Genomic DNA, 26,986 nt, shown 5'->3' with positions numbered 1-26,986 from the left:
TCATATGCGCCATGCAGCGGCAGCATGGCTCCGAAATTCATGTGAACGCAAATAAAACGGCAAAACAGGTCGGTAAAACAAGAAGACCTGCCCGGCGGTTTGCGCGGCAGGCCTTCAATGCATGGTACACACGGTTTACTTTGCTCCAGCCCAGGATCCGACGCCGGCGCGTATGCCGGCCTTCGTGTCGGCCGCTTCAGGCCAGCCAATATCCTTCTGCAGCTCGATCGGCAGGGAGCGGATGGCGCGTTCGGTCTGGTAGCGGGCGCGGGCCGCGCTGAATTCGGTCGCAAGCCGACCGATGGATGACAGGATAGACATTTCGATCTCCTCATGTCGGGGCGGAAGTGCCCGGCAATGCCTTACGTCAGGTCTGTATCAGCTTCATTGCATGTCGAAGGCAGGTCTGTGTCGTGATCGTTTCGTGGCTGCCTTGGCAGCATCCTGCTTCGATGGAGTTGACTATGCGCTCGAACTGATGTTCAATCAAACGAAATGGAATGATAGTTTGCATCAGAAAAATTGAAGGTCGATCGTCATGAACGCCCCACTCAATCATCCGCTGCCGCTGCTGGACCTCGACGTGCTGCGCACTTTCGTGGCGATCGCCGAAACCGGCAGCTTCACCACCGCGGCCAATGCGGTCTTCCGTACGCCCTCGGCGGTCTCCATGCAGATCAAGAAGCTGGAAGATATTCTGGGCCGCTCGGTGTTCGCGCGCGATGCGCGCTCGGTGACGCTGACCACCGACGGGGAAATGCTGCTGGGCTATGCCCGTCGTCTGCTGTCGATCAATCGCGAGGCGGTGTCCAAGTTCATCATTCCCGACATTGTCGGCGTGGTGCGGCTGGGTTCGCCGGACGATTATGGCGAGCGCGTGCTGCCGCATGTGCTGAAGCGTTTTGCGCAGTCGCATCCATCGATCGCCGTCGACGTCACCATCGACCAGAGCAGCAATCTGCGCCGGCGCATGGATGACCGGGCGCTCGACATCACGCTGCTCACCAATTCCTACAAGACCAGCGCGCTCGGCGCCGAGGTGCTGTTGACGGAGCCGATCGTCTGGGCCGGCGCCAAGGGCGGCTGCGCGCATCTGCGCGAACCCTTGCCGGTGTCGCTGTGGGAAGAGGGCTGCGCCTGGCGGGCAGGGGCGCTCGAAGCGCTGAGCCGCGAGGGCCGCAACTACCGCATCGCCTATATGAGCGCGCACACGGCCGGCCAGCGCGCCGCCATCATGTCCGATCTCGCCGTGGCGCCGTTGCCGAAGTCTTTCCTCGGCAACGACATGGTCGAGCTCTGTCCCAAGGACGGCATGCCCGATATCGGCACCTACAACCTCGCCATGGTGGTAGCGCCGGACGCCAGCGCGCCGGTCAAGGCGGTGGCCGACCACATCCGGGCGACGTTCGAAGTCTTCCGGGAAACCGGCAAGTTCTGATCAACCGGGGTACTCTGACTGGAGGCCCTGCCCCGAAGCCTCGGTGGACGGCGCTTCGAAGCCTGCTCCGGCGCCTTCAACAGGGGGCGAGGGGTTCTCGGTCAGAAACGCCACGATCCGTTCGCGCGCGCGGCGCGATTCCGGCATGTCGATCAGCGGCCAGACGTGGAACATGCCTTCCTCGTGCACGAGCTCTACCTCGACGCCAGCGGCCCGTGCTTTTTGTGCGAAGATCAGATTGTCGGGCGTGAGAAGATCGCGAGAGCCCGCCAGGAGCAATGTCCTGGGCAGCACCGAGAGGTCGCCATAGACGGGGCTGATATGCCAGTCCGTCGGGTCTATTCCGGCACTGTAGAGCCGGATGGCCTCCCGTCCGCCCGCGATTCCCAGCCAGGGATCGTTCCGCTCCGCCTCGAACACCTCGGGGTTTGCAAGCGAGACGTCGAGCCCGGGTGAGATCAGCACATGGCGCGACGGCAAGGGCAGGCCTTCTTCGGCAGCCATCATGGTGAGCACCACGGCCATGTTGCCGCCGGCGGAATCGCCCATGAAGATGATGTCTTCCGCCTCCGTCTCGCCGAGCATCCGGCGATAGACGTCGCCGACCATGCCGAACATGGCGTGGAAGTCATGCTCGGGCGCGATGGGATAGATGGGCACCGTAAAGGCATAGCCCAGCCGGTCGGCCATGTCGGCGATCAGGTGCCAATGATAGGGCGTGATTTCAAAGACATAGGCGCCGCCGTGCAGATAGAGAACCCGCTTGCGCTCGCCGGCCCTGGGGGCGATCTCGTAGACGGGAAAGCCGTCGACGGTGCGCGTCTCGATGTTGAAGCGCTGCTGCACTGACACCGGAGGGTGATGGTCCTCTGTCCGGCGCGCCGCAGCGATCCAGCGCTGCAGGTTTTCCGGGCTGGAAAACGCCTTCTTGCGACTGTGCCTGAGCACGAAGGATACGACGTGGCTTTTCAAACTTGGCATGCGGATACACGAACTTCGGCGGCTGCCGACTAAGAGAAGTCCCCTTCATATTTGAAGATCGTGCCCTGGTCGAAGATGTCAAGATTTACGCTGTGTGCACACGTCGCTGTGATGGGCCCCGCATTTCTCGCGGGAGGGATCAGCGCTGCGGCAGAAGGGCTGCGCGCAGGCGGTTGCTGGTGACGGCCGGAGCCCCGCGCGGGCTCCGGCGCGTGCCGAGCAGTTTGCACTTTTCGGCGAAGGTCATCAGCGCGTAAAGCCCAAAAGCAGGGCGGAAAGCGCCGCCTGCGGGTCGCTGGGCGGCGAGGCCGGCCAGCCGATGTCTTTCTGGACATGCGCCGGCAGGCTGTTCAGGGCGCGGACGGCCTTGTTCCTGGCACGGGCCTGCCTGATGGTCGCACCGTAGCGGCCGAGATTTTCGAACATCGACATTTTCATCTCCCTTGAAGAACGGCGGCGGCCGAGGATTATCTTCGACCGCCGTTCGATGCCGGGTAAATGCGCCTGCCATGTATCGGTCGGATTTCGCGAAAACGGTGATTTGGTTTCCGGATCAGTCAATCCGGAAACATTTGCATACAAATGAAATTGCAGGTGATTGACACCCCCGAGCGATCGCTTCTCGGCCGCGTCCAAGAGGGCGTGCCGCGATCCTACCTAGCTTGCCCGTTGACAGCAGATGGCGGATGTCTGCTATTGTGCACTGCAGCATCGGGGGTGCGGGTAAGGAGTATGGCGTGAATGACATTCACAGTATCCAATACCTTCGAGGACTCGCCGCTTCCGCGGTAGTTTGCTTTCACATCAACGAGCAGTTCGGCGGTCCGTTCGCGGTCGGTGCTGCTGGCGTCGACCTGTTTTTTGTCATCAGCGGTTTCATCATGTGGGTGACCACGGCCGATCGCCCTGCCAATCCACGGCGTTTCATATGGCGTCGGATTGTTCGCATCGTGCCGCTCTATTGGATCGTCACGGTGCTGACCGCGCTGGCAATTTTCCTCAAGCCGCAATTTCTCTACGGACATGTGCTGAGCCCGGAAAATTTTTTCGGCTCGCTGGTGTTTCTTCCGATCGTGCAGGATGGGGTACTTCATCCCGTGGTGATCCAGGGCTGGACGCTGTGCTATGAAATGATGTTTTACGTCATTTTCGCCTTGGCGCTCTTTTTAGGCGAGAAGCAGCGTTTTGCCGCGCTGATCGGCGTGCTGACGGTGATGGTCGCATCGAACTTGCTGCTCAAAGGCTACCGCTTTACCTCTCCCCTCATGCTCGAGTTCGCGGCCGGCATTGTTATCGGGCGGCTGTGGATGGAGGATATTCGGCTCCGGCTTGTGCCGGCGCTGGCGCTGGTTGTTGGCGGATTTCTCCTGTTGATGACGATCCAGATGCTTGACCCCGAGCTGCCTCGTGTTCTGCGTTGGGGTATTCCGGCGACCCTGATCGTTGCCGGAGCGGTTTTTGCCGAGCGTGCCAGACCGTTCAACCCCGTGGCCTTGCTTACATTTTTTGGTAGTGCCTCGTATTCGATCTACTTGTGGCATGTGCTGGTGGTTGTCGTGGTAACTGGCCTCATGCTGCGGCTTGGGGTTCCGCCAAATTGGCAGCCGGCGCCGATTGCCTTGATCAGCATCGCGCTTTCCGCGATGCTTTACCTGTCGATTGAAAAGCCGCTGACGGGCTTTCTCAACCGGTCGCGCGTCAAAAGCATGCCGTTGCTGGCTCAGCGGCCCAGCTTGCGCTTGCCATCGAATGAGGCAAACGACTGACAAGCGGCCAAGGCGCCTCGGCGTTGCATTGTGCCCTAATTTTATTCCCGGCCACGTCGCGCGGCGTGGCCTTCGCGCGAGCGCCGGCGCGGGGTGGCGTCGCCGGCGATGCCGTCTTCGCTCACCGTCTTGCGCGGCGGCAGCTTCACCGCCGCCGACAGTTTCGGGAACGGATCGACCTTGTTCGGCAACGCCATCGCATAGACGAAGTGCTCCTGGAATTTGGGCTCCAGTGCGGTCTCGATCTTCTCGATCTGGCTCACCGTCTCCTCGATCTCGCGACGATAGCCGCGATTGAGCAGCGCCATGCGCGCGCCCGCGCCGGCGGCGTTGCCGACGGCCGAGACCTTGTCGAGGTCGCAATCGGGGATCAGGCCCAGCACCATGGCGTATTTCGGATCGATGAAGGAGCCGAAGGCGCCGGCGAAGTGGATGCGGTCGACATGCTCGGTGTTCTGCTTTTCCATCAACAGCTTGGTGCCGGCATAGAGCGCCGCCTTGGCGAGCTGGATGGCGCGCACATCGGTCTGGGTGATGGTGATCTTCGGCTCGCCTTCCTTCAGCACGTAGGAGAAGGTGCGGCCGTTGGCGACGATACGCGGCGAGCGCATGCTGAGCGATCCGTCGACGACGCCGTCTTCCGAAATGATGCCGGCCAGATACATCTCCGCAACGATCTCGATGATGCCGGAGCCGCAAATGCCGGTGACGCCGGTCGCCTGCACGCTGTCGAGGAAACCCGGCTCGTCGGACCACAGTTCAGAGCCGATGACGCGGTATTTCGGCTCGAGCGTGTCGGGATCGATGCGCACGCGCTCGATGGCGCCGGGCGCGGCGCGCTGGCCGCCGGAGATTTCGGCGCCTTCGAAGGCCGGACCGGTGGGCGAGGAAGCAGCCACGACCCGGGCACGATTGCCGAGCACGATCTCGGCGTTGGTGCCGACGTCGACGATCAGCATCATCTCGTCCTGGCGATGCGGGCCCTCCGACAGCGTCACCGCCGCCGCGTCGGCGCCGACATGGCCGGCGATGCAGGGCAGCATGTAGAGGCGTGCGCCCGGGTTGAGCTTGAGGCCGATATCCGAGGCCTTGATGCGCACCGCGCCCGAGACGGCGAGCGCGAAGGGGGCGCCGCCGAGTTCGGTCGGATCGATGCCGAGGAACAGATGGTGCATGATCGGATTGCCGACGAAGACGGAATCCAGGATGTCGTTGCGCTGGACACTGCCTTCCGCGCAGACCTTGTCGACGAGGCCCGAGATCGCCTCGCGCACCGCGACCGTCATGCCTTCGCGGCCATCCGGGTTCATCATCACATAGGAGACGCGGCTCATCAGATCCTCGCCGAAGCGGATCTGCGGGTTCGACGTGCCTGACGAAGCGGCGACGCGGCCCGACAGCAGCGACACCAGATGCATGGCGATGGTGGTCGAGCCGATATCGCAGGCCAGCCCATAGGCCTCGTTCTTGAGGCCGGGCCACAAAGCGATGACGCGCGCGATATCGCTGTCGGCATCCTTGTGGATGGCGGCGGTCGCGGTCCAGTTGCCCTTGCGCAAGATGCCCTGCACCTGCGGCAGCAAATAGAAATCGAATTCGAGGTTCTTGAAGTTCCAGTCCTTCATCAGCGCGATCTTGAGCCGGTCGAGATCGCCTGAAGGATTGTGCATGTCGGGTTCTTCGATTTCGACATAGCACATGCGGATCGCCGTATCGCGCGCGATCACCCTGGTGTCGGCATCCTTGCGGATGGTCTGTGCGTTGATGACCGTGTCCTGCGGCACGTCGATGACAAGGTCGCCGAGGATCTGCGCCGAGCAGGAGAGGCGGCGCCGTTCCGGCAGGCCGCGCACGCGCTCATAGCGCTCTTCCTTGGGCCCCTTGGGCGAGATGTGGTCGTTGGAGGAGACGATCTTGTGCTTGGCGAAATTGCCTTCCTGCACCTCGATCTGGCAGCGCCCGCAAGTGGCGCGCCCGCCGCACACGCTCTCGACATAGACGCCGAGCTGGCGTGCGGCATCGAGCACCGGCGTGCCGACCGGAAACCGCCCGCGTTTGCCCGACGGCATGAACAGCACGAGCGGATCGGTGATGTTGGTATGCGAATTCACGATTGCGCGCTTATCCCCTTGCCATGCGGGCTTCACGACCGCCACGACGGCGACCGCCATTGCCGCCGCCTTCGCCTGGTGCATTGACCGCCGTCGGAGCGGCGACCGCTTGGCCGCCTTCGGCCGGCTTGTAATCCTTATAGGTGCGAATCCAGTTGGTGCAATTCTCGTCGGTGCCGTTCAGAACGTTGGCGCCGCGCACGGCTTCCATTTCCTGCGGACGCACCGGGTTCATGATGGCCGATGTCATGCCGGCGCCGATCACCATCGGGATGAAGGCGGCGTTGATGCCGTGGCGGTGCGGCAGGCCGAAGGAGATGTTGGACAGGCCGCAGGTGGTGTTGACCTTCAGTTCCTCGCGCAGGCGCCGCAGCAGGGCGAACACCTGGCGGCCGGCATCGCCGAGCGCGCCGATCGGCATGACCAGCGGGTCGACGACGACGTCATGCGCCGGAATGCCGAAATCGGCGCAGCGCTGCACGATCTTCTTGGCGACGGCGAAGCGCACATCCGGATCCATCGAAATGCCGGTCTCGTCATTGGAGATGGCGACGACCGGCACGTTGTATTTCTTGATCAGCGGCAGGATGGCTTCGAGTTTTTCCTCCTCGCCGGTGACGGAGTTGACCAGCGGACGGCCCTTGGCGACCTTGAGCGCCGCCTCGATCGCAGCGGTGACCGAGGAGTCGATCGACAGCGGCAGGTCGACCAGACCCTGGACGATCTCCAGCGTCTGTACCAGCAATGCCGGCTCGGTCGCGTTGGGGTCGACGGCGGTGACGCCGGCATTGACGTCGAGCATGGTGGCGCCGCAAGCGGCCTGTTCCAGCGCGTCCTTGATGACGGTTTCGAAATTGCCGGCGATCATCTCGGCGGCGAGCTTCTTGCGGCCGGTCGGGTTGATGCGCTCGCCAATCACGCAGAAGGGCTGGTCGAAGCCGATGATGATTTCTCGTGTCGCCGAGGCAACGATGGTCCGGGTCATGAAATCTCTCCGTCGTGATATAAAGAGTTCTTTATATCGTTATCTCTTGTCGATCAAGCGAATGGTGGTTCTCCGCGCAAGTCAATGCGCGGTCTTCACCATGTCCACCTGGGTTTCGGTAACATCGTCGTGCAGGATATGGTCGAGCCGGTCGGCGACCATCTGGTCGTCGCGGCGGATTTCGCGCTTCCACGGCTGGCGGCCCTTCAGCACGCCCGATTCATCGACGATCTCGGCGACATACTCCTCCTGGCGGTAGGCCATCACATGGACGCCTGAAACGCCTGGGATTTCCTTCACCTCGTTGATGATGTCGATGCAGAGCTGCTTGCCTTCCTTCTTCTGGTCCTGGGCGCCTTCCAGCCGCTTGATGACGGTATCGGGAATATGGATTCCCGGCACGTTGGAGCGGATCCATTTGGCGGTCTTGGCCGAGGCGAGCGGTCCGACACCGCACAGGACGAACACCTTCTCCGTGTGGCCCAGATCGCGTGCCTTTTGCATGAAGGCCTTGAACATCGGCACGTCGAAACAATACTGCGTTTGAATGAACTGCGCGCCGGCGGCGATCTTCTTGCCGAGATGGATCGGGCGGAAATCGAAGGGCGGCGCGAATGGATTGACGGCCGCGCCGAGGAACAGCTGCGGCGGCGTGGTGAGCTTGCGGCCGGACAGGAACTTGCCGTTGTCGCGCATTATGCGGATGGTTTCGAGCAGCGACATGGAATCGAGGTCGAACACCGGCTTGGCGCCGGGCTGGTCGCCGGCCTGCACGCCGTCGCCTGTCAGGCACAGCATGTTGGCGACGCCCATGGCAGCCCCGCCCAGCACGTCGCCCTGGATGGCGATGCGGTTCTTGTCCCGACAGGCGATCTGCATGATCGGGGCATAGCCCATGCGGGTCAGGAGCGCGCAGATGCCGACCGACGACATGTGGCAATTGGCGCCCGACGCATCGACGGCGTTGATGGCATCGACCCAGCCGTCGAAGATCTTCGCCCTGTTGTAGACGTCTTCGGGATCGGCGCTGTCGGGCGGGTTGAGCTCTGTGGTGACCGCGAATTCACCGCGTCGCAGGACGCGTTCGAGCCGGCCGCGCGAGGTATGGCCGGGCAAGGGGTCGAGCGGCAGATGGATGCCGGCCGGGTTCTCGTCACGCTGGCGGGCGATCATGCGGCCGCTCCGGTCGTCCCATCGGCCGCGGCTTCACGGGCCGCTGCCGCCTGCGCGGTGACGCGCAGCCAGGCGGACGTTTCGCGCAGCGACTGGTCGACCGGCTTCTGCACGGCGAGAATCCTGTCGCCGTGCTCCATGTTGCGCGCCCCCTCCCAGGCCTTGACCCAGACGCAAGGCATGTCGGGCTCCACCTCGCAATTGCCGTTGGCGCGCACGCCGCCACAGGGGCCGTTGCGCAGCTGTTTTGGGCAGTTCATCGGGCACGACATGCCGGTCGAGGACAGGATGCACTGGCCGCACATGCGGCAGTCGAACATGAAGCCCTTGACGCGCTTTTCGACAAACTTCACCGGGGCCTCGACACGGCTGTAACCGATACCTTTCCACAAGGGATGCAGCAGAAGGAACATGTCGGCGAAGCGGGCATAGAACCATTCGAGCAGGCGCGAGTGCCGGACCGACCACAATCTCACCGCGAAGGAGCGCTGCACGCGGCGCTGTGGCGACACGTCGGCCGGCTTGTAGTCGGATTTCGGTGCTGCCTTCTTGACCAGGGTCGCCTGGGTGATCGGCTGGAGAGCCGGGCTCTCCTTGGCGGGAATGGTTTCAGACATTTTCTTTGCCGCCCGCCTTCACCAGAGCGATCAGCCGCTCGCGGTCATATTTCGCGTCGATGTCCTGGAATGCCTTCTCGACCTCGGCTTCGAGGTCGTCGCCGACCGGAACCGGATCGGCCTTGCGCCATTCGGCCAGATAGTCGTCGGTGCCGCCGGCGCCGGTGCGCATGGCGCACATGTCGATCGCCTCGGTGAAGCGCAACGGCAGTTCGCGCTTGGCGTTCTGGCGGCCTTTCCTGACGATGACCTGGGCAGGGATGTCGCGCCAGTAGACGACGATCAGATCGGCCATGAATTCTCACTCCTCGATCTGCGAGCATTGCCGCATGCGCAATTGGGTCGCTTGTTATGGGACGACGCGCGCGCATTCAAAAGCGACGCATTTGGATGTCGTAAAATGAAAGGCGCGTTTATTCGTTCCGGCTTGCGCGTCGGCAGGCTCGAGACGCTGGGATAGCCCTGCCTTCGGCACGCGGCGCCGGACGCGGAATGCGCTACCAGATGCCGGTTCTGAACCCTGTCCAGAGATAATACCAGATCGTCGGATGGTACCACTGCTTCGATGGCAGGCCCGGATCGAACGTCGTCAGTTTTCCGGCCAGAGCATCGCTGACCGCCTCGACGCAGATGTCGCGCGAAAACGCCGTTTGGCGCAGCGCATAGCTTGAGATCGTGTCGCCTGGTTTCGGCTGGCCGTATGCCTGTTTCAGCACGCCGCCCGTGTCCACGCCGGCATCGACCAGATGCACCGTGGTGCCGAAATTCGCGGAATCGCCTGATGCCAAAGCCCAGTAGCCGCCGTTCATGCCGCGATATTTCGGCGTGATGCCTGCGTGATAGTTGAGCACCGGGCAAGGCATCCTGGCCAACACGTCCTTCGACAGGAGTCGGCAGCCGTTAAGCAGGACGACGCCTGGCTGGATTCTCTGGATCGCCGCGAGACACTCCGGCCCATTGGCCGAGGCAACATGGATGATCTCCTGGCCCGGCCGCGGCTCGGTATCGAGCTTCTCCTGCGCAATCAACCGGGCGGCATGGCTGGCGTAGAGCCGCTTGCCCAGCCTGCTCAGCACCATCGTGCCGAACTGGCCGATGGCCTGCAGCCAGCCCTGGCGACGGGCACGGCCAAGCAGCAATCGCTTTTTGGATTCAGGGACTTCCAGGATCACGATGACTGGGCCGACACGATCGGCAATGGCGTTGACCATTGCCCATACGTGCTGGCCGCCTCCGGTGACAACCACGATCGGTCTCGGATTGGTTTCCGGTACTGCCATTGATCTTGCCACCCCTGGGACCAACTGCCACGGCCGGAGCTTAGACGAGGCGGGTTAATCCTTGGTATGCCGGAGTCGTCAGGAAGGCTCCGCTCAGCGCTTGAACTCCATGATGTCGAGCTTCGATTCGTAATAGGGAGCGGGGAACTCGATGCGCCATTCCCCGGCGCTATTGCGGAAGGCGTAGCCGACCTGGTCGGTCCGGGGGCCGCTGCCATAGGGTTTTGCCTGATCGTTGTTGACGGAACCGGAGCCGAGATAGATCGCACGCTTTTCGCTGTCGTCGAAGAAGCGGCCCTTGGTGCGCTGCGAGCCGGTGAGCTTTTCCAGCCGCCAGCCGGAGCCGTCGTCGGTCACCCTGCATTTGAACCAGCCATAGATAACGAGCGGGCTCAGCCCGCCCACCTTGATGGTGCGGCATTGCCACTTGCCGGTGAGGTCCTTGTCGGAGAAGGCAACCAGCGGCTTGGCAAGCAAGGCGTCGAGTTGCCTGACCTCGCCAGGATTGCCCGCCTTCGCCTCGGCAAGAGCCGCCTTGCGCGTCTCGCCATATTTGTCCAGCCGCGCCTTGTCGGCGGCGGTGATCAGCTTCTGCACCTCGCCGTCAGCAAGCGCGGGCAAGGTGCAGCAGAGAAGGCCGGCAACGGCAAGCATCAGGCGAAGGGTCATCGGCATTCCTCGTCGGTGTCCGGCAGCCGACCACTGGACGGCGCCTTTGCATGGGTTGCGCGCAATTTACCCATTCGCGGCAGGCTGTCATCCGTGCTTAACAACGAAACCACGCCGCGATCCAAATTAAGGCAATTGGCCTGGGAACAGATCAAGGCCATTCTCCAGTAGAAGGCGGCGATCCGTCCTGTCTTCGCCTTCGGAAAGGGCGATAATCGCCAATCGCCGCGCAAGAGGGCCGCAGCCCAGCCAGCGTCAGACGTCAGACGTCAGCCGCGGCCTTGGCCAGCCCAGCCGTCAGATCGCCATAGCCTGTCGCGCGCCGCTCATAGACGAGGCCAAGCAGTTTCGCGGCCTTTTCCGCGACCTTGTCGAGCTCCGGATCGTCGGTCTGGGCCAGGTAGATCAGCTTCTCGTAATTGCCGAAATAGTCCTTGATCAGCTCCGGATGCCTGTCGAGGCCGAGCGGCTTCATGAAGAAGGCATCGAACTGGCGGCAGAGGAAATCGGTCATGTAGAAGGACATCATGTCGTCGTCGGCGACCTTCGCATAGGCATCCATGCCCTGGTAGAAGGCGAAGCAATGCGGACCGGCCATGCGTTCGACGCCATGCTTCTCGCAGACCCGATCGAGCAGGCCGCCGGTGCCGCAATCGGCGTAACCGACGAAGATGTTGCTGTAGCCTTCCGCCTTGGCCTTTTCGATGGCCTTGTCCATTGCCGGCGCGATGCGGTCCGGATAGAAATGAAACTCGGCCGGGAGGCATGTCAATTCGAGGTGATGGAGCCCGAGCTGTTCCTTGACGGCCAACACCTCGCGCGCAATCATCCCGCAGGCGATGATGAGCAGCTTGTCCGCTTGATTCTGCTTGGGTCTGGGCATCTTCATGAAACCAGCCGAGCCGGCTTTCGTTGCTGTGGGGCGATCTACCGAGAGAGGGATAAACCGTCGATGAAACTGTTACGCATTGCGCCAATCGCAATCCTGGCTTGTGCCCTGGCCCTTTCGGCCTGTGCCAACACCGTCCGCGGCGTCGGCAGGGATATCAAGTCTACCGCGAAGGCCGTTGACGATACCGTCAAAAAACCCTGACCGCCGCTCCCAACATCTGGGAACAAAAAAGCCGCGCTGCAAGGCGCGGCTTCGTTTGTTGAGCGTCCGCCTTGCCCTTGTATCAGGCGGAAGCGCGCACATTGTGTTTGCGCTTCATGTAGTCCTTGGCGGTCTCGACCGCCACAGCGGCGTCGCGGCAATAGGCGTCGGCGCCGACCGCCTTGCCGAATTCCTCGTTCAGCGGCGCGCCGCCGACCAGGACGACGTAGTCGTCGCGGATGCCTTTTTCCTTCATAGTGTCGATGACGACCTTCATGTAAGGCATGGTCGTGGTCAGCAGCGCCGACATGCCGATAATGTCCGGCTGGTGCTGCTCGATGGCATCGAGATATTTCTCGACCGCATTGTTGATGCCAAGGTCGATGACGTCGAAGCCGGCGCCTTCCATCATCATGCCGACGAGGTTCTTGCCGATATCATGGATGTCGCCCTTGACGGTGCCGATCACCATCTTGCCCTGCTTGGGCGCGCCGGTGGCGGCGAGCAGCGGGCGCAGGATGAACATGCCGGCCTTCATCGCATTGGCCGACAGCAACACTTCGGGGACGAACAGGATGCCGTCGCGAAAATCCTCGCCGACGATGCGCATGCCTTCGACCAGCGCTTCCGTGAGCACCTTGTAGGGTGCCCAGCCGCGCTCGAGCAGGATGCGCGTGCCTTCCTCGATCTCTTCCTTCAGACCGTCATAGAGATCGTCGTGCATCTGCTGCACCAACTCGTCGTCGGAAAGCTCGGAGAGGATAATCTCGTCGTCGGACATTGTTTCTCAGGCTCCTTGCTGCCGGGAACGACCATGGCAGCTTAAAATCAACGCGCCAATACCTAACCCGCAAGGGGCGGGTATCCATAGCTGATTTGCGACTTCCCGCAAAAGGAAAGCGACTGAAAAATCTATCGGTTTTCTTGTCGATTTTGCGACAGGCGTTGGCGCGGACGGGCCGTTTCGAATAGGGTGCATGGCTACGATCCGCCGGAAGCCGCGTTCGGCGGCCACAACGGTTCCGGGCCGGGCGCTAGTCAAGCCGGTCCAAATTCAGGGAAGAACGATCATGAGCGAACACGCGGCAGTGGACCAGGAAGCGTCAAACGCGCGACGTGGACGCGGCGCCAGCGGCGGGGCGGCGGCACGGCGGGCGGCGCGTTCGGGCGGCGGTCCCGGCACCCAGCTCACCTACATCAAGCGCAAGATCAACGTCTATGAAGTGCTGGACGAGGAAGGCCTGGCGCTGATCGAGAAGAACACCGACACGGTGCTGGAAGAAATCGGCATCATCTTCCGCGACGATGCGGAGGCGTTGCAGCTGTGGAAAGAGGCGGGCGCCGACGTCAAGGGCGAACGCGTGCATTTCCCGAAGGGGCTCTGCCGTTCGCTCTTGAAGACCGCGCCCCCCATCTACACCCAGCATGCCCGCAATTCCGAACGCTCGGTGCAGATCGGCGGCAATGCCACCGTCTTCGCCCCGGTCTACGGACCGCCCTTCGTGCGCGACCTCGACGGCGTCAGGCGTTACGCGACGATCGAGGATTTCCAGAATTTCGTGAAGCTCGCCTACATGGCGCCTTCGATCCACCATTCGGGCGGCACCGTGTGCGAGCCGGTCGACGTACCGGTCAACAAGCGCCATCTCGACATGATCTACGCGCACATCAAATATTCCGACAAGCCGTTCATGGGTTCGGTCACCGCGCCGGAACGTGCTGAGGACACGGTCGCCATGGCCAAGCTGGTGTTCGGCAACGACTTCGTCGAAAACAACACGGTCCTGACCAGCCTGATCAACGCCAACTCGCCGATGGTCTTCGACGAGACCATGCTTGGCGCGCTGAAGGTCTATGCGCGCCACAACCAGGCCTGCATCGTCACGCCGTTCATCCTCGCCGGCGCGATGAGCCCGGTGACGGTGGCCGGCACGCTGACCCAGGTGCTTGCCGAGGTGCTTGCCGGCGCTTCGTTCACGCAGCTGATCCGGCCCGGCGCGCCGGTGCTGTTCGGCACCTTCGCCTCGTCGATCTCGATGCAGTCGGGCGCGCCGACCTTCGGCACGCCGGAGCCGTCGCTGGTGTCGTACGGCGCCGCACAGCTCGCACGGCGCCTCGGCCTGCCGTTCCGCACCGGCGGTTCGCTCTGCGCTTCCAAAATCCCGGATGCGCAAGCAGCCTATGAAAGTGCCAACACGCTGAACTCGACCATTCTGGCCGGCACCAATTTCGTCCTCCATTCGGCCGGCTGGCTCGAGGGCGGGCTGGCGTCCTGCTACGAAAAATTCATGATGGACATCGACCAGCTCGGCATGACGCAAAAATTCTCCGAAGGCGTCGACCTGTCGGAAAACGGCCAGGCGATGGACGCCATCCGCCAAGTCGGGCCGGGCAGCCACTATCTCGGCTGCGACCACACGCAGGCGAATTTCCAGACTGCCTTCTATCGCTCCAACATCGCCGACAACAATTCATACGAGCAGTGGCTGGCCGAAGGCGAGAAGACCGCGCCGCAGCGCGCCAACGAACTCGCCCGCCGCTGGCTGGAATCTTATGAGGCGCCGCATCTCGATCCGGCGATCGACGAAGCGCTGAAGGACTTCATCGCCAAGAAGAAGGGGTCGATGCCCGACGCCTTCACGTGAAAGGAGCCCGAGTCAGGCGGGGCTAAAGTCGCCAACATCATCCACAAGGAAGTCTGGCGGAGCGCCTTCTCCGATCCGGTCAAGAAGGGATGATTCCTTCGCGCGGCAGGATGGAGGAGATTGCGGCCGCGCTTGGCGCCGACGGCCTCATCCTGCGTGGCGGCTTCACCTTTGGGGACGGCGAGGCGGCGCCTTGTGGCCGCTCCGGTGCACCAACCAGGTCGGCGCTGCTGGTGGGACAGGCGGGGGCAGCACCCTGGCCGCATTTTCTGCGCTGGCGTGAAAAGCAGCCGCGAGCAATCGCCAATCCGCTCGACACCTGGTCCCGGCAGGTCATAGGCGCGGTCGCGGAAGAATTCGGCGCACGCGCCGTGTCGCCGTCCGACAAGCCCTATCTGCCGTTCCAGCGATGGGCGATGCGGGCCGAGGGCCTGAAGCCGTCACCGCTCGGCATCCTCATGCATCCGCGATATGGGCTTTGGCATGCCTATCGCGGCGCGCTGCTGTTCGAGGACGAGATCGCGCTCCCGGAGGCTCGCGAGGCGGTCCATCTTTGCGACACCTGTGTCGACAAACCGTGCCTGAAATCCTGTCCGGTCGATGCCTATTCCATCCAAGGCTTCGCCTACCAGGCCTGCCTGGCGCATGTGCGCGGGCCGAGTGGCGGGCCCTGTTGTGACGGCGGCTGCCTTGACCGCAACGCCTGTCCCTATGGCACAGCCTATCGCTACCCCTCAGAGGTGCAGGCCTTCCACATGGCAGCGTTCGCGGGCCGGTAAGCTCGTCGCGCTGCCGCACGAAATGTTGACTGCCAAAATCAGGCAACAGCTTGCCCTGTCGGCGTGCCCGGATATGTATCGCCCAGCAACCGAACGGAGCTGGCGATGGCGAAACAAGACCTTCAGATCAAGACCAGGGACGGTATGGCGAGGGCGGGGCTGTTCCGCCCGGCCAACGCTTCCCCGCCCAAGGCCGGCATCATCCTCTATATGGATGCCTTCGGCCCGCGCCCCGCGCTCGACGGCATGGCCGGGCGGCTGGCGGACGAGGGCTATCCGGTGCTGGTGCCCGATCTCTTCTATCGCAACGCGCCCTACGGTCCGTTCGATGCCAAAACCGCGTTCGTCGAGGAAAGAACCAAGGTGCCGCTGATGGCGCTGATCAGCGCCACGACGCAGGAGATGACGATTGCCGACAGCGGCGCCTTCCTCGACGCACTCGCTGCCGAAGGCGTCACCGGGCCGATCGGCGTTGTCGGCTATTGCATGGGCGGCGCGCGGGCGCTGAACGCAGCCGCCTCCTATCCGGATCGCATCAGGGCGGCGGCCAGTTTCCACGGCGGCAATCTCGCCAGCGACGCGGCCGACAGTCCGCACCGCAAGGCGGGGTCGGTCAAGGCACGCGTCCATGTCGGCATGGCCGGCGTCGACAGGAGTTTTCCGCCCGAACAATCAGCGCGGCTGGCCGAGGCGTTCAGGGCGGCGGAAGTCGATTACGTGCTGGAGAATTATGTCGGCATGGCGCATGGCTGGTGCGTGCCGGACCACAGCGTCTACAACGAAGATGGCGCCGAGCGGCATTGGAACCGGTTGATCACCCTGTTTTCCGAGACGCTCGGGTAAAGCCAATCTTCGAGAGGTCGGCGCCGCCCCTCATCCGCCCTTCGGGCACCTTCTCCCGTAGAACGGGGAGAAGGAAGAGGTACCAGTAAAAAAATCTTTCCCTCACCCCAAGGATTGGCCATTAGCCTTCGTCCAACAGGCAAATGATGGCGATGATGCTGGATGAGAGCGAAGCCTCCGACGCCGAACTGATCGGGCGGGCGAAGGGCGGAGACAGGGGAGCTTTCGGCGCGTTGCTCGAAAGGCACTATGACTTCGTCTATCGCGCCGCCTACCGCTGGTGCGGTCGGAAGGCGGACGCCGAAGACATCGCCCAGGAAGTCTGCGTCCGGCTCGGCAAGGCGATCCGCGACTATCGCGGCGGCAGCGCCTTCACCACGTGGCTCTATGCCATGACGCTGAACGCCGCGCGCGACATGATGCGCAAGAGCGCCCGCGAGACGGTCAAGACCGAAGCCTATGGCGTTCATGCGCTGATTTCGGGCGAGGCTCCGGCCGAGAACGAGGATCTTGCCGAGGCGCTGTGGGCCGCGGTGCGGCGACTGCCGGACAAGCAGCGCGACGCCGTGCTGCTGGTCTATGGCGAGGGCTTGAGCCACGCGGCCGCCGCCGAGGCGATGGCGATCTCGGAGACGACTGTTTCCTGGCACATCCATGAAGCGAAGAAACGGCTGAAGACGCTCATGCGTTCAGCCGGGGAAGTGTGACCATGGTCGACGAGAACGAACTCAAGAGGCTGCGCGACATAGTGATCCCGGCTCCCGGCGAGAGCGCGAAGGCGCGCGCCTTCGAGGCCGCCATGCGCGCCTATGATGAGGAAAATATTTCCGCTGTCAGCCAAGGATCGGTCGGCGGTCTTCGTCTCACAGAGCGAGCACGAAAGCTCTGGAGCGAAATCATGCAAAAGAAACTCATTGCCACGCCGGCTATTGCCGGGCTCGTCGCCCTGCCGATTGCCGGATACGCCACTTTCCATATGCTGAGGGAACAGCCGTCCACTTTCGGCGGCGGCGAAAAGATCACCGAGACGCTGGCCGACAAGCCCGCCACGGTGAAGCCGCTGGCTAAACAGGCCACGGGCGATCAGGCGATCGACAAACCGCTCGCAACGAGCGCGCCTGAGAAAGACAAGAAGACCGACGCAGAAAGCCGCGACGAAACGGAGGCCTTGGCGGCGCCGAACAGATCCGAATCGGCCGTTGCTGGAGGCCTGGCGCCGCAGAATGCGCAGGAACAGGTTGCGCCGGCGGAACCTGCGCCACCTGCCCCAACGGGCGAGTTCGCCCTGGATAGCACTGCCGCGCCCAGCACGTCGCGAGCCGCACGCATGTCCAAAATGATAGCACCGCAGCAGCCGGCCGTGGCGCCGGCGGACCAGATCGCACCACCGGAGGAAAATCGCGACCGCGTCCAGGATTTCAAGACCAATCTGGTGCATTCGGCACTCGAGGACCCGGTCTCGACCTTTTCGATCGATGTCGACACCGCTTCCTATTCCTTCGTGCGCCGTTCGCTGAAGGAGGGTTTCCTGCCGCAGGCCGACACGGTGCGCGTCGAAGAGATGATCAACTACTTCCCCTATGACTGGAAGGGGCCGGATGCGGCGTCGACGCCGTTCAATTCGACCGTCAGCGTCATGCCGACGCCGTGGAACGCGCACAGCAAGCTGATGCATGTCGCCATCAAGGGTTTCGACGTCAAGCCGGCCGAACAGCCCAAGGCCAATCTGGTGTTCCTGATCGACGTCTCGGGCTCGATGGACGAGCCGGACAAGCTGCCGCTGCTCAAGTCGGCATTCCGGCTTCTGGTCAGCAAGCTGAAGACCGACGACACCATCTCGATCGTCACCTATGCCGGCGATGCCGGCACGGTGCTGATGCCGACCAAGGTTGCCGAGAAGGACAAGATCCTCAACGCCATCGATAATTTGCAGCCGGGTGGCTCGACGGCCGGCGAGGCGGGCATAAAGGAGGCCTACAAATTGGCCGAGCAGTCCTTCATCAAGGGTGGCATCAACCGCGTGATGCTCGCCACCGACGGCGACTTCAATGTCGGCCAGAGCGACGACGACGATCTCAAGCGCCTTATCGAACAAGAGCGCAAGACCGGTGTCTTCCTGTCGGTGTTCGGCTTCGGCCGCGGCAATCTCAACGACCAGATGATGCAGACCATCGCCCAGAACGGCAACGGCACCGCCGCCTATATCGACACGCTGGCCGAGGCGGAAAAGGTGCTGGTCGAGGATGCCTCGTCGACGCTGTTCCCTATTGCCAAGGACGTGAAGATCCAGGTCGAGTTCAATCCCGCCAAGGTCTCGGAATATAGGCTGATCGGCTATGAGACCCGCGCCTTGAACCGCGAGGACTTCAACAATGACCGCGTCGATGCCGGCGACATCGGCTCGGGCCATTCGGTCACCGCGATCTACGAGATCACGCCCAAAGGCAGCGGCGGCGAACAGATCGAACCGCTGCGCTATGGCCAGGCCGCGGTGAACAATGGCGGCGTCGCCAACGCGGACGAATACGCCTTCGTCAAGATCCGCTACAAGCTGCCCAACGAGGACGTCTCGAAGCTGATCACCACGCCGGTGACGTCGGCCAACGAGGTTGCGTCCTTCGACCAGGCCAGCACCGACCAGCGTTTCTCCGTCGCCGTCGCGGCGTTCGGCCAGAAGCTGCGCGAGGAGGATGCAACGGCGAAGTTCGGCTACGACAAGATCTTGGAGATCGCCACAGCCGCCCGGGGAGCCGACCCGTTTGGGTACAGGTCCGAGTTCCTCTCGCTTGTGCGCCTTGCCTCGGCGCTGAGCGGCAACCGCTGATGTTGATGACGGTCGGTTTCTTCCAGATGGGGTCGTTCTGATGGGAAAACCGGCCACGGGCGGGTGAGGCGAGGCCGGCGAGGGGGCATTCCCTGCCGGCCCGTTTTTTTCGGAATTTGCGATCGTTAAATTGCGCGGCATTTCCGGTACCGGATCGCAATTTCCTCTTGTTACGCCGGATAGGTGTGTGGGGCTTGAGGGAGTCGGAATTGCAGATCAGGACTACCGCCAACTCGACACCGCCGGCACGGGACGCTTCGGCGGCCGCCCAATCAGCCGAATCCAGGCGCATCGGCGACGATGTCGCGCAGGCGTGCCACACCGCCATGTCGGCTCTGACCAACGATCGTTTCCGCATCATGCTGGAGCAGATCACCGATCCGGTTTCATCCGGAGCGCTGATGACGATGCGCGGCGCCAATGTCGTCGATCTTAAATCGGCGCAGTCGAGCTACGCCGACAACAGCGAATAATTAGAAAGCGGTGGCTTCAGGCCCGGCTGCGACGACGCTCGCGTCGGGCCTCACTGGTCTCGGCGGTGTTCGCCGTGGCCACCTTGTTGCGCATCGGACCGATGCGCTCGACGATCGTCTCGACGGTCGGACGATCCGCCTTGGTGTGGGCGTCGAGCGCCTTGCGCATGGCGGCCAGGTGCTGGAACGAGGTGCCGCAGCAGCCGCCGATGATTTTCGCGCCGCCGTCGACAGCAAGGCGCACATAGTCGGCCATCAGTTCGGGCGTGCCGGAATAGTGGATCTCGGTGCCGCGGAATTCGGGAATGCCGCAATTGCCCTTGACGATCACGGTTGCCTCCGGCTTCGCCTGGGTCATGTCGAGCAGCGAGGCGAGGATGTCGGAAGCGCCGACGCCGCAATTGGCGCCGACGCCGAGCGGTGCTTGCGACAAGCCATCGGCGACGCCGTGTATGTCCTTCGGCAGCAGGCCCATCATGGTGCGGCCGGCGGTGTCGAAGGAACCGGTATAGGTATAGGGCAGGCCGACGCGGATCGCCGCTTGGGCGGCGGCACGGATCTCGTCGGGCGCCGACATGGTCTCGATCCAGGCGACCTCGGCGCCGCCCTCCTTGAGGCCTTCGATCTGCTCGGCGAAGGCGTCGACCGCCTCGTCATAGGTCATGGCGCCGAGCGGCACCAGCAACTCACCGGTCGGGCCAACGGAGCCGGCGACGATCACCTTGCGCCCGGCCTTGTCGGCAACGGCGCGGGCGATCTCGGCGGCGCGCTTGTTCAGAGCGTGCACGCGGTCCTGGGCATGATGCAGCTTCAGCCGGTGACGGGTGCCGCCGAAGGAGTTGGTCAGGATGATGTCGGCGCCGGCATCGACGAAATTCTGGTGCAGGCTGGTGATGGTGTCGGGCTTGGTCTCGTTCAGCAGCTCCGGCGCCTCGCCAGCCTCCAGACCCATTGCGAACAAATTGGTGCCGGTGGCGCCGTCAGCCAAAAGCACGCCTTTTTGCGCCAGCAGCGCGTCGATCGGGTTGGTCGTCGTCATCGGATTGGCTTTCACATTCTGAATTCGAATAAGGATATAAAGAAGTCTTTATGTCCAGTCAATAAAATAGCGACGGCGGAGTCGCAGTTAAAGGGCGCGGTTACGGGTGCGCGCTGTCATGCGGAACCTGATGGGAACGACATGCTGGCCAGATTGCGCGCGAAGCTTGCTGCCTCATGCGGGTTGACGTCGGCGGCCCTGATCAGATTGTCGAAATGCCGGGTCAATGCCTGGACCGGCTGGGTGGCGTTCAGCACGACATACATGTCGCCGACATAAATAGCGGCGCGGTATGGTCCGAAGATGGTGAGCGGGATCGAATAGCGCATGCGGCCGTCGTAGAGAAACAGCCGGAAAGTCGGATAGAGATCGTCAAGCAGCGTCGCCATATGGGCGAGTTGCTGCCGACGGTCGGCCTCCGGAAAGCGGTCCCAGACGCCGAGGCCGCGTGCGAAAATCTCCAGCGTGTGTCGCGGCATGCAGACTTCCATGTCGGTCTCTGGGCGCCGGTTGTATTCGATGCGGTATTGGGTCTCGCTGGCCTGTGCGAGCCTGCTCCTGTTGGTGATGTTTGCCTCATAGTCGACCAGCGCGTGCGTCCGCAGAAGATCGGGGATGCCGGCCGGCACATAGCGGATCTTGGTGCCTGCGGCCTCGGCGAACCATCTGGCCAGAAGCGTGCGGTCGAAACCGTCGGGTGCTTCCTCGATTTCCAGGCTTTCGCGGATTTCACCAGTGACGCCCTCGTCCTGGCTGAGGCCGAGCAGCCAATCCAGCGACACTTTGAACTCGGCCGCGATGTTGAGCAGCGTTTCGGCCCGCGGCAAGCGCGTCGACGCGCCCGACATCAGCTGCGACAGCGCCGACCGATCGATGCCGACGGCGGTGGCGAAGGCGGACTGGTTGAGGTCGGACCGTGTCAGGAGCAGCTTAAGACGCTCCCGAAAGATCGCTGACAAATCCCGTTTGTCCATCTCCCGACTCTCCGAATCATGAGGAAAAATTTTCGCCGGAACGCCCTGACGAGGCGCTTCAGGCGCAAATGAATCTTTAGGTCTGTTTACAATCTGTAACATGTGCGGTTGAAAATGCGCAATCGCAACATTTTGTACACTTTGTCTCGTTGAGTGGAATCGTTTCTCCTGACACTATGCTGTCAGGAGCCACTGGGGTTCCGGCGACTGAGGGGCAGTGGTCGATAGCATGACTGGCAAGAGCATCAGGCGACGCAATACACCGGCCATCGAGTGGCCAACCGTAGCCCTCGCTTTCTTCTGTTACGGAGCATGGCTCGCCACCGGCCTTCTGCTCTGGCCGTCCTATCCGATCTTCGCGCTCGCTCTCCTCGGTTTCATCCTGGCACTTCAGTCGTCCATCATGCACGAAGTGCTGCACGGCCATCCGACGCGCAATGCCCTGATCAACGAGGCTTTCGTTTTCCTGCCGATTGGTCTGGTCTGGCCGTTCCGCCGTTTCAAGACGCTTCATCTGCGCCATCATGCCGACGAGCGCCTGACCGATCCGCTCGACGATCCGGAGAGCTATTACCAGGCGCTGTGGCAGCATGACGACCTGCCGCCGACGATGAAATTCCTGCTCAAGGTCAACAACACCATGGCCGGCCGGTTCTTGCTCGGTCCCTGGCTGTCCTGCATCGGCTTCTTCATCGACGATGCCAAGCACATAATGGCCGGCGACAAGGCCATCCGCAAAGCCTGGCTGCTGCATGCGATCGGCCTCGCCGTCGTGGCGCCGATCGTGCAGTTCGGCTTTGGCATTCCGCTTTGGCTCTATATTCTGCCGGTGTGGCTCGGCCAGTCGCTGATCGCGATCCGCACTTTTGCGGAGCATCAATGGTCCGAGCATCCGGAAGGCCGCACGGTGATCATCGAGCGCTCGCCGCTGTCGTTCCTGTTCCTCAACAACAATTTGCACTTCGTCCACCACAAGACCCCGACGGTGGCCTGGTACCGGCTGCCTCAGCTGTTTCGCGAGCGTCGCGAGGAATGGCTGCGGATGAACAATGGCTATGCCTATCCCAGCTATTTCGCGCTGATCAGGTCCTATGCTTTCAAGGCCAAGGAGCCGATCGTGCATCCGGTGTTGCGGCGCCAGCCGGAGCCGGGCAGGGCGTTCAAGCCGCGCGTCAGGGCGCGGAGCATCAGCGGGCTCGGCACCGCGCCAGTCCCGGCCGAGCCGCCCAAGGAATGAAGCCCGCGACACGACGGACGGTGTCGGCTAACTCAAATCCGACGCCGCGTTTTTGTGAACCTCTCTCCAGATTTAATGGTCAGATCCCGGCATGAGCGAATTCGTTGCAGCGCTGCCGATGTACGACTGGCCGGAAGTGCGCCGCGAGGTCGACGACCAATGGGCACTGCTGCGCGATGCCTTCCGTCAAGGGGGGATAATCGATGCGCCGGAGACCGTCATTCGCCGCAACGGCGATCTGCCGCCGGTGCCGGGTGGCATTCATAGTGGCACCGGCGTTCTGATCGCGCCCGACCCCGCGACACTGCCGCCGGACGCGCTCGATTTTCACCAGCTCTGGCTGCATCCCGCACTGCTGTTCGCGCAGACTTGCTGGGGGCCGATGGAGCTTGGCCTGGCCGGCCATGTGCAGGTTGTCGGCCAGCCGAGCTATGACGTCTACGAAGGCGGCCAGGGCGAGCTTTATTCGAGCGCGCTGGTGATGCGGGCGGACGGCAAGGCGTCGGTGCCTGCGCCTGGCAATGGCAGGCCCGTCATCCCGCTCGATCTGATCCGGGGCAAGCGCTTCACCTTCAACAGCCTCGATTCAATGTCCGGTATCATCGCGCCGACGCGAGACCTGGAGGCGCTGGGCGAAAGCCTTGATGTGTTTTCCTCGCGCAGCGAAAGCGGCGGACATCGCGCTTCGATCGTCGCCGTGGCCGAGGGCAGGGCCGATGTCGCGGCGATCGACTGCGAGAGCTGGGCGCTGGCGCAGCGCTTCGAGCGGGCCGCCCGGCAAGTGAAGGTCGTCGGCTGGACGGGCCTGCGTAAGGGCCTGCCCTTCATCACCGCGAAAACGACGCCGGAAAAAACGGTTGCCGCGATGCGCGAGGCCCTTGCCGGCTTAGCCGAGCAGCCTCGCATCCAGCGGATAGGTTGAAAGCTTTTCGTTGCCGGTGCCGGTGACCAGGATCTGTTCCTCGATCTTGACGCCCTCGCGCCCGCCGAGCCTGCCGATATAGCTCTCCACGCACAGCACCATGCCTGGCTCGATCACGCCGTCGGGCGTGTCCGATGTCCAGTCGTCGGCATGCGGCAAGGTCGGGTATTCGTCCGCCAGCCCGACGCCATGGTAGAGCACACCATAGCGGATCGGGAAACAGTCGCCGGGCGGCACCGCCGAGCGGTCGACAAGGTCGCGGAAGGCGGTGCCCGGCTGTATCAATTCGGTGTTGTGCGCGATCTGGTCGGCGGCGATGCGGAAAAGATCGCGCTGTTCGTCGGTTGGCATCACATCCCCGCACAGCCAGGTGCGCGACAGGTCGGCGCAGAAGCCGTAAGGGCCGATCAGATCGGTGTCGAAGGCAACGAGGTCGCCGGCTTCTATGACGCGCGAAGAGCATTCCTGGAACCAGGGATTGGTGCGCGGTCCCGACGTCAGCAGCCGCGTCTCGATCCATTCGCCGCCGCGTGCAATGTTGCCGCGGTGCAGTTCGGCCCATAATTCATTCTCAGAGATGCCGGGCTTCAGCGCCTGTTCCATCTCGCCCATTGCCGACTCGCAGGCGACGATGGCGCGTCGCATGGCAAGGATCTCGTCAGGGGATTTGATCAGCCGCGCATTCTCCATCACCGCTTCGCCATTGCCGATGGAAATGCCAAGGCGCGCAAGTTCCTCGACGCCTTCCGGATTGATGTGGTCGACCGCGATGCGGCTGTTGCCGCCGCCATGTTCCCGCACCAGATCGGCGATCCCGCCCGCCCAGCGGCGGACCTTCTGCTCGGTGAGTTCGCCGCTGTACAGATACATCCACGAGACGGCGGGGCGAACCTCGTCGACGACGCCGGAATGGTCCGACAGATGTTCGCAGGAGAAATAGTCGAACAGCACCACCGGCCCTTCGGTGGCGACGAAACAATGCCGTGTCGGGTTGTGCGCCACCCAAAGCTGCATGTTCGTGGAATCGGTCGCATAGCGGATGTTGATGGGATCGTAGAGCAGCGCGCCGGCGTAGCCCCGGCGCCTCAGCTCGGTGCGGATGCGCTCCAGCCGGTATTTGCGCATTTCGGCCAGGTCGGGGGCGGCAATGCCTGCCGCCGCCCATTCCGCTTCGGCTGTCGCGCCGTAGCCCAGCACATGCTGGTTGAGATCAGCCGCCTTCCGGCGGGAGGCGTCGCGCAGCGCCTCGATCGAGCCCGGCACAAACGGCATGATCTTGCGGTGGCGGCCGAAGCTCCCCTTTGGCGCCGCGCTGTCCATGGCGAAACCTCAGCTCCGCATCTTCTCGCCGCTCGGGTCGAACGGCGCCTCGACATTGATGCGGGCCGGACGGCGATGGCCGAGGATTTCGATCTCGAACAGGCCGGCACTTTCATCCTCGGCCAGCGCCGCCGGCACGTAGCCCTGCGCCATCGACTTCTGGATATAGTGGGCATAGCCGCCGGAGGTAACCCAACCGACCACGCGCCAGTCGCCGTCGACGATGCCGCGCACAGCGGACGCGCCTTGCGCCGCCTTGGAGCCCCGAACTTCCTTGCCGGCTGCATCGAAACGCGGCGCGCCAAAGCCATGCGGCTTTTCCACTGTGCCATAGTCCTTGCCGACCTTGGCCCAGATCGGCTCGTCACCCATCACATCGGCGTCGGCCGCCTCGACGATGAAGGACACGCGGCGCAGCTTCGGTCCTTCAGCCCGTTCCCTGGCGGCCGCGTCGCGGCCGATGAAGTCGTTCTTCTCCAGCTTGATGAAGCGGTCCATCGAGCCTTCGAACGGTCCGTAGATCGGCCGCAATTCGCGGAACCAGGTCGGGAAGTTCTTTTCCAGGCGCATCGAGAGCAGGGCGCGCATGCCGAAATCGACCAGCCCGAATTCTTCGCCTGCGTCCTTGATCGCCTTGTAAACCAGGCGCTGATAGGCTGGCGCCATCCAGATCTCGTAGCCGAGGTCGCCGGTATAGGTAATGCGGTTGACCATGCAGGGCGCGCCGCCGACCGCCATTTCGCGGAAATCCATGAAGCGGAAGGCCTTGGTCGAGATGTCGACATCGACCAGCTTCTGCAGGAGATCCCGCGACTTCGGTCCGGCAATCGACAGGCCGACAAGCGTCTGGTCGAAGCGGTGGATGCGCACCTCTGACGCGCTTGGACCATCCTTCGGCAGGTGCTTTTCGAACCAGCGCATGTGATATTTCTGCGCGGCCGACGAGCCCCAGATCATGAAGCGGTCTTCCGCGGCCTTGGCGATTGTGAAGTCGCCGATCAGCTTGCCGAATTCGTTGATCATCGGGGTCAGCACGATGCGGCCGGCCTTCGGCATGCGGTTGGTCATCAGCCGGTTGAGGAAATCCTCCGCCCCCGGTCCGGAGACTTCGTATTTGGCGAAGTTGGCGATTTCGGTGACGCCGACGCGCTCGCGCGTGGCGCGCACTTCCTCGCCGATCGGCCCAAAATCGTTGGAGCGGTGGAAGGACACGATATCCTTCGGCTCCTTGCCCTTCGGCGCGAACCATAGCGGGGTCTCAAGGCCCCAGGAGTCGCCCATGACGGCGTTGTTGGCGAGCATGGTGTCATAAAGCGGCGTCGTCTGCGCCGGGCGCGCTGCCGGCAGTTCCTCGTTGGGGAAGCGGATCGAGAACCGGCGCGAATAGTTCTCGCGCACCTTGGCGTTGGTGTAGCGCAGGCTGGCCCATTCGCCGAAGCGGGCGACGTCCATGCCCCAGACGTCGAAGCCGGGATCGCCATGCACCATCCAGTTGGACAGCGCCAGGCCGACACCGCCGCCCTGGCTGAAGCCGGCCATGACGGCGCAGGCGCACCAGAAGTTGGTCAGGCCCTGCACCGGGCCGACCAGCGGATTGCCATCCAATGCGAAAGTGAAGGGACCGTTGATGATCTGCTTGATGCCGGCTTTCTCGATGCCGGGGAAATGCTTGAAGCCGACCTCCAGCGACGGGGCGATGCGGTCGAGGTCGGGCTGCAACAGCTCGTGGCCGAAATCCCAGGGCGTGTTGACCGGCGACCACGGCTTGCACGCCTTTTCGTAAGTGCCAAGCAGGATGCCGTTGCGCTCCTGGCGGG

26 protein-coding genes are annotated in these 26,986 nt (G+C 63.0%); 10 read left to right on the top strand and 16 right to left on the bottom strand.

The genetic code is table 11. The features are described from left to right. Positions 1–135: 135 nt before the first annotated feature. On the bottom strand, positions 136–321 hold the full coding sequence (locus FJ986_RS17515; protein ID WP_140495643.1) for a hypothetical protein: 186 nt from the start codon (positions 319–321) through the stop codon (positions 136–138). Positions 322–538: 217 nt separating this feature from the next. Here FJ986_RS17515 and FJ986_RS17510 point away from each other — a divergent pair, with 217 nt between their 5' ends. After that, positions 539–1,438, top strand: a complete 900-nt coding sequence (locus FJ986_RS17510) for a LysR substrate-binding domain-containing protein (RefSeq protein WP_140495644.1) — start codon at positions 539–541, stop codon at positions 1,436–1,438. On the opposite strand, the gene FJ986_RS17505 is transcribed toward FJ986_RS17510, so the two are convergent. After that, the gene (locus tag FJ986_RS17505) at positions 1,439–2,419 is read right to left on the bottom strand and encodes an alpha/beta hydrolase (RefSeq protein WP_140559611.1); all 981 of its coding nucleotides are present in this window, start codon (positions 2,417–2,419) and stop codon (positions 1,439–1,441) included. It abuts the gene before it with no gap. 246 nt (positions 2,420–2,665) lie between these two features. Then, positions 2,666–3,055, bottom strand: coding sequence for a hypothetical protein (locus FJ986_RS31170; protein ID WP_348640449.1), 390 nt, complete (start codon positions 3,053–3,055; stop codon positions 2,666–2,668). A gap of 101 nt (positions 3,056–3,156) precedes the next feature. On the opposite strand from FJ986_RS31170, the gene FJ986_RS17495 reads away from it, so the two are divergent. Next, positions 3,157–4,185 carry an acyltransferase gene (locus FJ986_RS17495; RefSeq protein ID WP_246681810.1) on the top strand — a complete coding sequence of 343 codons (1,029 nt, stop codon included), beginning with the start codon at positions 3,157–3,159 and terminating at the stop codon, positions 4,183–4,185. 41 nt (positions 4,186–4,226) lie between these two features. On the opposite strand, the gene FJ986_RS17490 is transcribed toward FJ986_RS17495, so the two are convergent. From FJ986_RS17490 to FJ986_RS17445, 9 genes are all read right to left on the bottom strand, one after another. After that, a complete protein-coding gene (locus FJ986_RS17490; protein ID WP_140495647.1) occupies positions 4,227–6,356 on the bottom strand; it encodes an ASKHA domain-containing protein in 2,130 nt (709 codons plus the stop codon). Then, positions 6,307–7,281 carry a methyltetrahydrofolate cobalamin methyltransferase gene (locus tag FJ986_RS17485; RefSeq protein WP_140495648.1) on the bottom strand — a complete coding sequence of 325 codons (975 nt, stop codon included), beginning with the start codon at positions 7,279–7,281 and terminating at the stop codon, positions 6,307–6,309. Before FJ986_RS17485 ends, FJ986_RS17490 begins: the two co-directional genes overlap by 50 nt. Before the next feature lie 81 nt (positions 7,282–7,362). Then, positions 7,363–8,454 carry a methylenetetrahydrofolate reductase gene (locus tag FJ986_RS17480; RefSeq protein WP_140675233.1) on the bottom strand — a complete coding sequence of 364 codons (1,092 nt, stop codon included), beginning with the start codon at positions 8,452–8,454 and terminating at the stop codon, positions 7,363–7,365. Continuing rightward, the gene (locus FJ986_RS17475) at positions 8,451–9,071 is read right to left on the bottom strand and encodes a methylenetetrahydrofolate reductase C-terminal domain-containing protein (RefSeq protein WP_140670275.1); all 621 of its coding nucleotides are present in this window, start codon (positions 9,069–9,071) and stop codon (positions 8,451–8,453) included. The genes FJ986_RS17480 and FJ986_RS17475 overlap by 4 nt, the downstream gene beginning before the upstream one ends. Next, positions 9,064–9,366, bottom strand: coding sequence for a virulence factor (locus FJ986_RS17470; RefSeq protein ID WP_140495651.1), 303 nt, complete (start codon positions 9,364–9,366; stop codon positions 9,064–9,066). The genes FJ986_RS17475 and FJ986_RS17470 overlap by 8 nt, the downstream gene beginning before the upstream one ends. A gap of 202 nt (positions 9,367–9,568) precedes the next feature. Further along, entirely contained in the window at positions 9,569–10,351 is a 783-nt protein-coding gene (locus tag FJ986_RS17465; RefSeq protein ID WP_140516335.1) for a formyl transferase, read from the bottom strand. Positions 10,352–10,444: 93 nt separating this feature from the next. Then, positions 10,445–11,020 (bottom strand): DUF4893 domain-containing protein, encoded by a 576-nt coding sequence (locus FJ986_RS17460; protein ID WP_140516333.1) that lies wholly within the window; start codon positions 11,018–11,020, stop codon positions 10,445–10,447. A 262-nt stretch (positions 11,021–11,282) separates the two neighbouring features. Continuing rightward, entirely contained in the window at positions 11,283–11,909 is a 627-nt protein-coding gene (locus tag FJ986_RS17455; RefSeq protein ID WP_140555044.1) for a DUF1638 domain-containing protein, read from the bottom strand. A gap of 286 nt (positions 11,910–12,195) precedes the next feature. After that, entirely contained in the window at positions 12,196–12,894 is a 699-nt protein-coding gene (locus tag FJ986_RS17445; RefSeq protein WP_140495658.1) for a B12-binding domain-containing protein, read from the bottom strand. Positions 12,895–13,183: 289 nt separating this feature from the next. On the opposite strand from FJ986_RS17445, the gene FJ986_RS17440 reads away from it, so the two are divergent. The 6 genes from FJ986_RS17440 (at position 13,184) to FJ986_RS30490 (ending at position 19,677) form a co-directional block, all read left to right on the top strand. Continuing rightward, positions 13,184–14,758: a trimethylamine methyltransferase family protein gene (locus FJ986_RS17440; RefSeq protein WP_140516329.1), complete on the top strand. Its 1,575-nt coding sequence runs from the start codon at positions 13,184–13,186 to the stop codon at positions 14,756–14,758. Positions 14,759–14,847: 89 nt separating this feature from the next. Continuing rightward, a complete protein-coding gene (locus tag FJ986_RS17435; protein WP_140495660.1) occupies positions 14,848–15,537 on the top strand; it encodes a 4Fe-4S dicluster domain-containing protein in 690 nt (229 codons plus the stop codon). A 105-nt stretch (positions 15,538–15,642) separates the two neighbouring features. After that, positions 15,643–16,380 (top strand): dienelactone hydrolase family protein, encoded by a 738-nt coding sequence (locus FJ986_RS17430; RefSeq protein WP_140516327.1) that lies wholly within the window; start codon positions 15,643–15,645, stop codon positions 16,378–16,380. Positions 16,381–16,526: 146 nt separating this feature from the next. Next, entirely contained in the window at positions 16,527–17,087 is a 561-nt protein-coding gene (locus FJ986_RS17425) for an RNA polymerase sigma factor (RefSeq protein WP_140516325.1), read from the top strand. 2 nt (positions 17,088–17,089) lie between these two features. Then, the gene (locus FJ986_RS17420) at positions 17,090–19,204 is read left to right on the top strand and encodes a VWA domain-containing protein (RefSeq protein WP_140675230.1); all 2,115 of its coding nucleotides are present in this window, start codon (positions 17,090–17,092) and stop codon (positions 19,202–19,204) included. A 209-nt stretch (positions 19,205–19,413) separates the two neighbouring features. Beyond that, positions 19,414–19,677, top strand: a complete 264-nt coding sequence (locus FJ986_RS30490) for a hypothetical protein (RefSeq protein ID WP_181181899.1) — start codon at positions 19,414–19,416, stop codon at positions 19,675–19,677. A gap of 16 nt (positions 19,678–19,693) precedes the next feature. On the opposite strand, the gene bmt is transcribed toward FJ986_RS30490, so the two are convergent. Together bmt and FJ986_RS17405 are read right to left on the bottom strand one after the other, a co-directional pair. After that, complete coding sequence (gene bmt / locus FJ986_RS17410; RefSeq protein WP_181171974.1) at positions 19,694–20,716, bottom strand: betaine--homocysteine S-methyltransferase; 1,023 nt, start codon at positions 20,714–20,716, stop codon at positions 19,694–19,696. A 116-nt stretch (positions 20,717–20,832) separates the two neighbouring features. After that, a complete protein-coding gene (locus tag FJ986_RS17405; RefSeq protein ID WP_140675228.1) occupies positions 20,833–21,690 on the bottom strand; it encodes a helix-turn-helix transcriptional regulator in 858 nt (285 codons plus the stop codon). Positions 21,691–21,919: 229 nt separating this feature from the next. Here FJ986_RS17405 and FJ986_RS17400 point away from each other — a divergent pair, with 229 nt between their 5' ends. Both FJ986_RS17400 and FJ986_RS17395 read left to right on the top strand, forming a co-directional pair. Beyond that, complete coding sequence (locus tag FJ986_RS17400) at positions 21,920–22,927, top strand: fatty acid desaturase (protein WP_140675226.1); 1,008 nt, start codon at positions 21,920–21,922, stop codon at positions 22,925–22,927. 91 nt (positions 22,928–23,018) lie between these two features. After that, on the top strand, positions 23,019–23,849 hold the full coding sequence (locus tag FJ986_RS17395) for a PhnD/SsuA/transferrin family substrate-binding protein (protein WP_140675224.1): 831 nt from the start codon (positions 23,019–23,021) through the stop codon (positions 23,847–23,849). Here the strand turns inward: FJ986_RS17395 and FJ986_RS17390 are convergent. Continuing rightward, the gene (locus FJ986_RS17390; RefSeq protein ID WP_140675222.1) at positions 23,814–25,169 is read right to left on the bottom strand and encodes a Xaa-Pro peptidase family protein; all 1,356 of its coding nucleotides are present in this window, start codon (positions 25,167–25,169) and stop codon (positions 23,814–23,816) included. The two genes, FJ986_RS17395 and FJ986_RS17390, sit on opposite strands and share 36 nt — an antisense overlap. Before the next feature lie 9 nt (positions 25,170–25,178). Further along, positions 25,179–26,986 (bottom strand): FAD-dependent oxidoreductase (locus FJ986_RS17385; RefSeq protein WP_140675220.1); only part of this gene is annotated, 1,808 nt, incomplete at its 5' end.

The organism is Mesorhizobium sp. B1-1-1 (assembly GCF_006442955.1).
Taxonomy (GTDB): Bacteria; Pseudomonadota; Alphaproteobacteria; order Rhizobiales; family Rhizobiaceae; genus Mesorhizobium.
Note: the sequence above shows the minus strand (reverse complement) of the source record. Positions and strands in the feature narration are given on the sequence as shown.

Excerpts from the sequence above, each read along its gene's own strand:
- FJ986_RS17515 (WP_140495643.1), bottom strand. The coding sequence starts at position 321 with ATGTCTATCCTGTCATCCATCGGTCGGCTTGCGACCGAATTCAGCGCG.
- FJ986_RS17430 (WP_140516327.1), top strand. The coding sequence starts at position 15,643 with ATGGCGAAACAAGACCTTCAGATCAAGACCAGGGACGGTATGGCGAGG.
- FJ986_RS17425 (WP_140516325.1), top strand. The coding sequence starts at position 16,527 with ATGGCGATGATGCTGGATGAGAGCGAAGCCTCCGACGCCGAACTGATC.
- FJ986_RS17480 (WP_140675233.1), bottom strand. The coding sequence starts at position 8,454 with ATGATCGCCCGCCAGCGTGACGAGAACCCGGCCGGCATCCATCTGCCG.
- FJ986_RS17475 (WP_140670275.1), bottom strand. The coding sequence starts at position 9,071 with ATGTCTGAAACCATTCCCGCCAAGGAGAGCCCGGCTCTCCAGCCGATC.
- bmt (WP_181171974.1), bottom strand. The coding sequence starts at position 20,716 with ATGACGACGACCAACCCGATCGACGCGCTGCTGGCGCAAAAAGGCGTG.
- FJ986_RS17395 (WP_140675224.1), top strand. The coding sequence starts at position 23,019 with ATGAGCGAATTCGTTGCAGCGCTGCCGATGTACGACTGGCCGGAAGTG.
- FJ986_RS17390 (WP_140675222.1), bottom strand. The coding sequence starts at position 25,169 with ATGGACAGCGCGGCGCCAAAGGGGAGCTTCGGCCGCCACCGCAAGATC.
- FJ986_RS17485 (WP_140495648.1), bottom strand. The coding sequence starts at position 7,281 with ATGACCCGGACCATCGTTGCCTCGGCGACACGAGAAATCATCATCGGC.
- FJ986_RS17505 (WP_140559611.1), bottom strand. The coding sequence starts at position 2,419 with ATGCCAAGTTTGAAAAGCCACGTCGTATCCTTCGTGCTCAGGCACAGT.
- FJ986_RS17420 (WP_140675230.1), top strand. The coding sequence starts at position 17,090 with ATGGTCGACGAGAACGAACTCAAGAGGCTGCGCGACATAGTGATCCCG.
- FJ986_RS17460 (WP_140516333.1), bottom strand. The coding sequence starts at position 11,020 with ATGACCCTTCGCCTGATGCTTGCCGTTGCCGGCCTTCTCTGCTGCACC.
- FJ986_RS17490 (WP_140495647.1), bottom strand. The coding sequence starts at position 6,356 with ATGGCGGTCGCCGTCGTGGCGGTCGTGAAGCCCGCATGGCAAGGGGAT.
- FJ986_RS17445 (WP_140495658.1), bottom strand. The coding sequence starts at position 12,894 with ATGTCCGACGACGAGATTATCCTCTCCGAGCTTTCCGACGACGAGTTG.
- FJ986_RS17465 (WP_140516335.1), bottom strand. The coding sequence starts at position 10,351 with ATGGCAGTACCGGAAACCAATCCGAGACCGATCGTGGTTGTCACCGGA.
- FJ986_RS17440 (WP_140516329.1), top strand. The coding sequence starts at position 13,184 with ATGAGCGAACACGCGGCAGTGGACCAGGAAGCGTCAAACGCGCGACGT.
- FJ986_RS17435 (WP_140495660.1), top strand. The coding sequence starts at position 14,848 with ATGATTCCTTCGCGCGGCAGGATGGAGGAGATTGCGGCCGCGCTTGGC.
- FJ986_RS17510 (WP_140495644.1), top strand. The coding sequence starts at position 539 with ATGAACGCCCCACTCAATCATCCGCTGCCGCTGCTGGACCTCGACGTG.
- FJ986_RS17470 (WP_140495651.1), bottom strand. The coding sequence starts at position 9,366 with ATGGCCGATCTGATCGTCGTCTACTGGCGCGACATCCCTGCCCAGGTC.
- FJ986_RS17400 (WP_140675226.1), top strand. The coding sequence starts at position 21,920 with ATGACTGGCAAGAGCATCAGGCGACGCAATACACCGGCCATCGAGTGG.
- FJ986_RS17455 (WP_140555044.1), bottom strand. The coding sequence starts at position 11,909 with ATGAAGATGCCCAGACCCAAGCAGAATCAAGCGGACAAGCTGCTCATC.
- FJ986_RS17405 (WP_140675228.1), bottom strand. The coding sequence starts at position 21,690 with ATGGACAAACGGGATTTGTCAGCGATCTTTCGGGAGCGTCTTAAGCTG.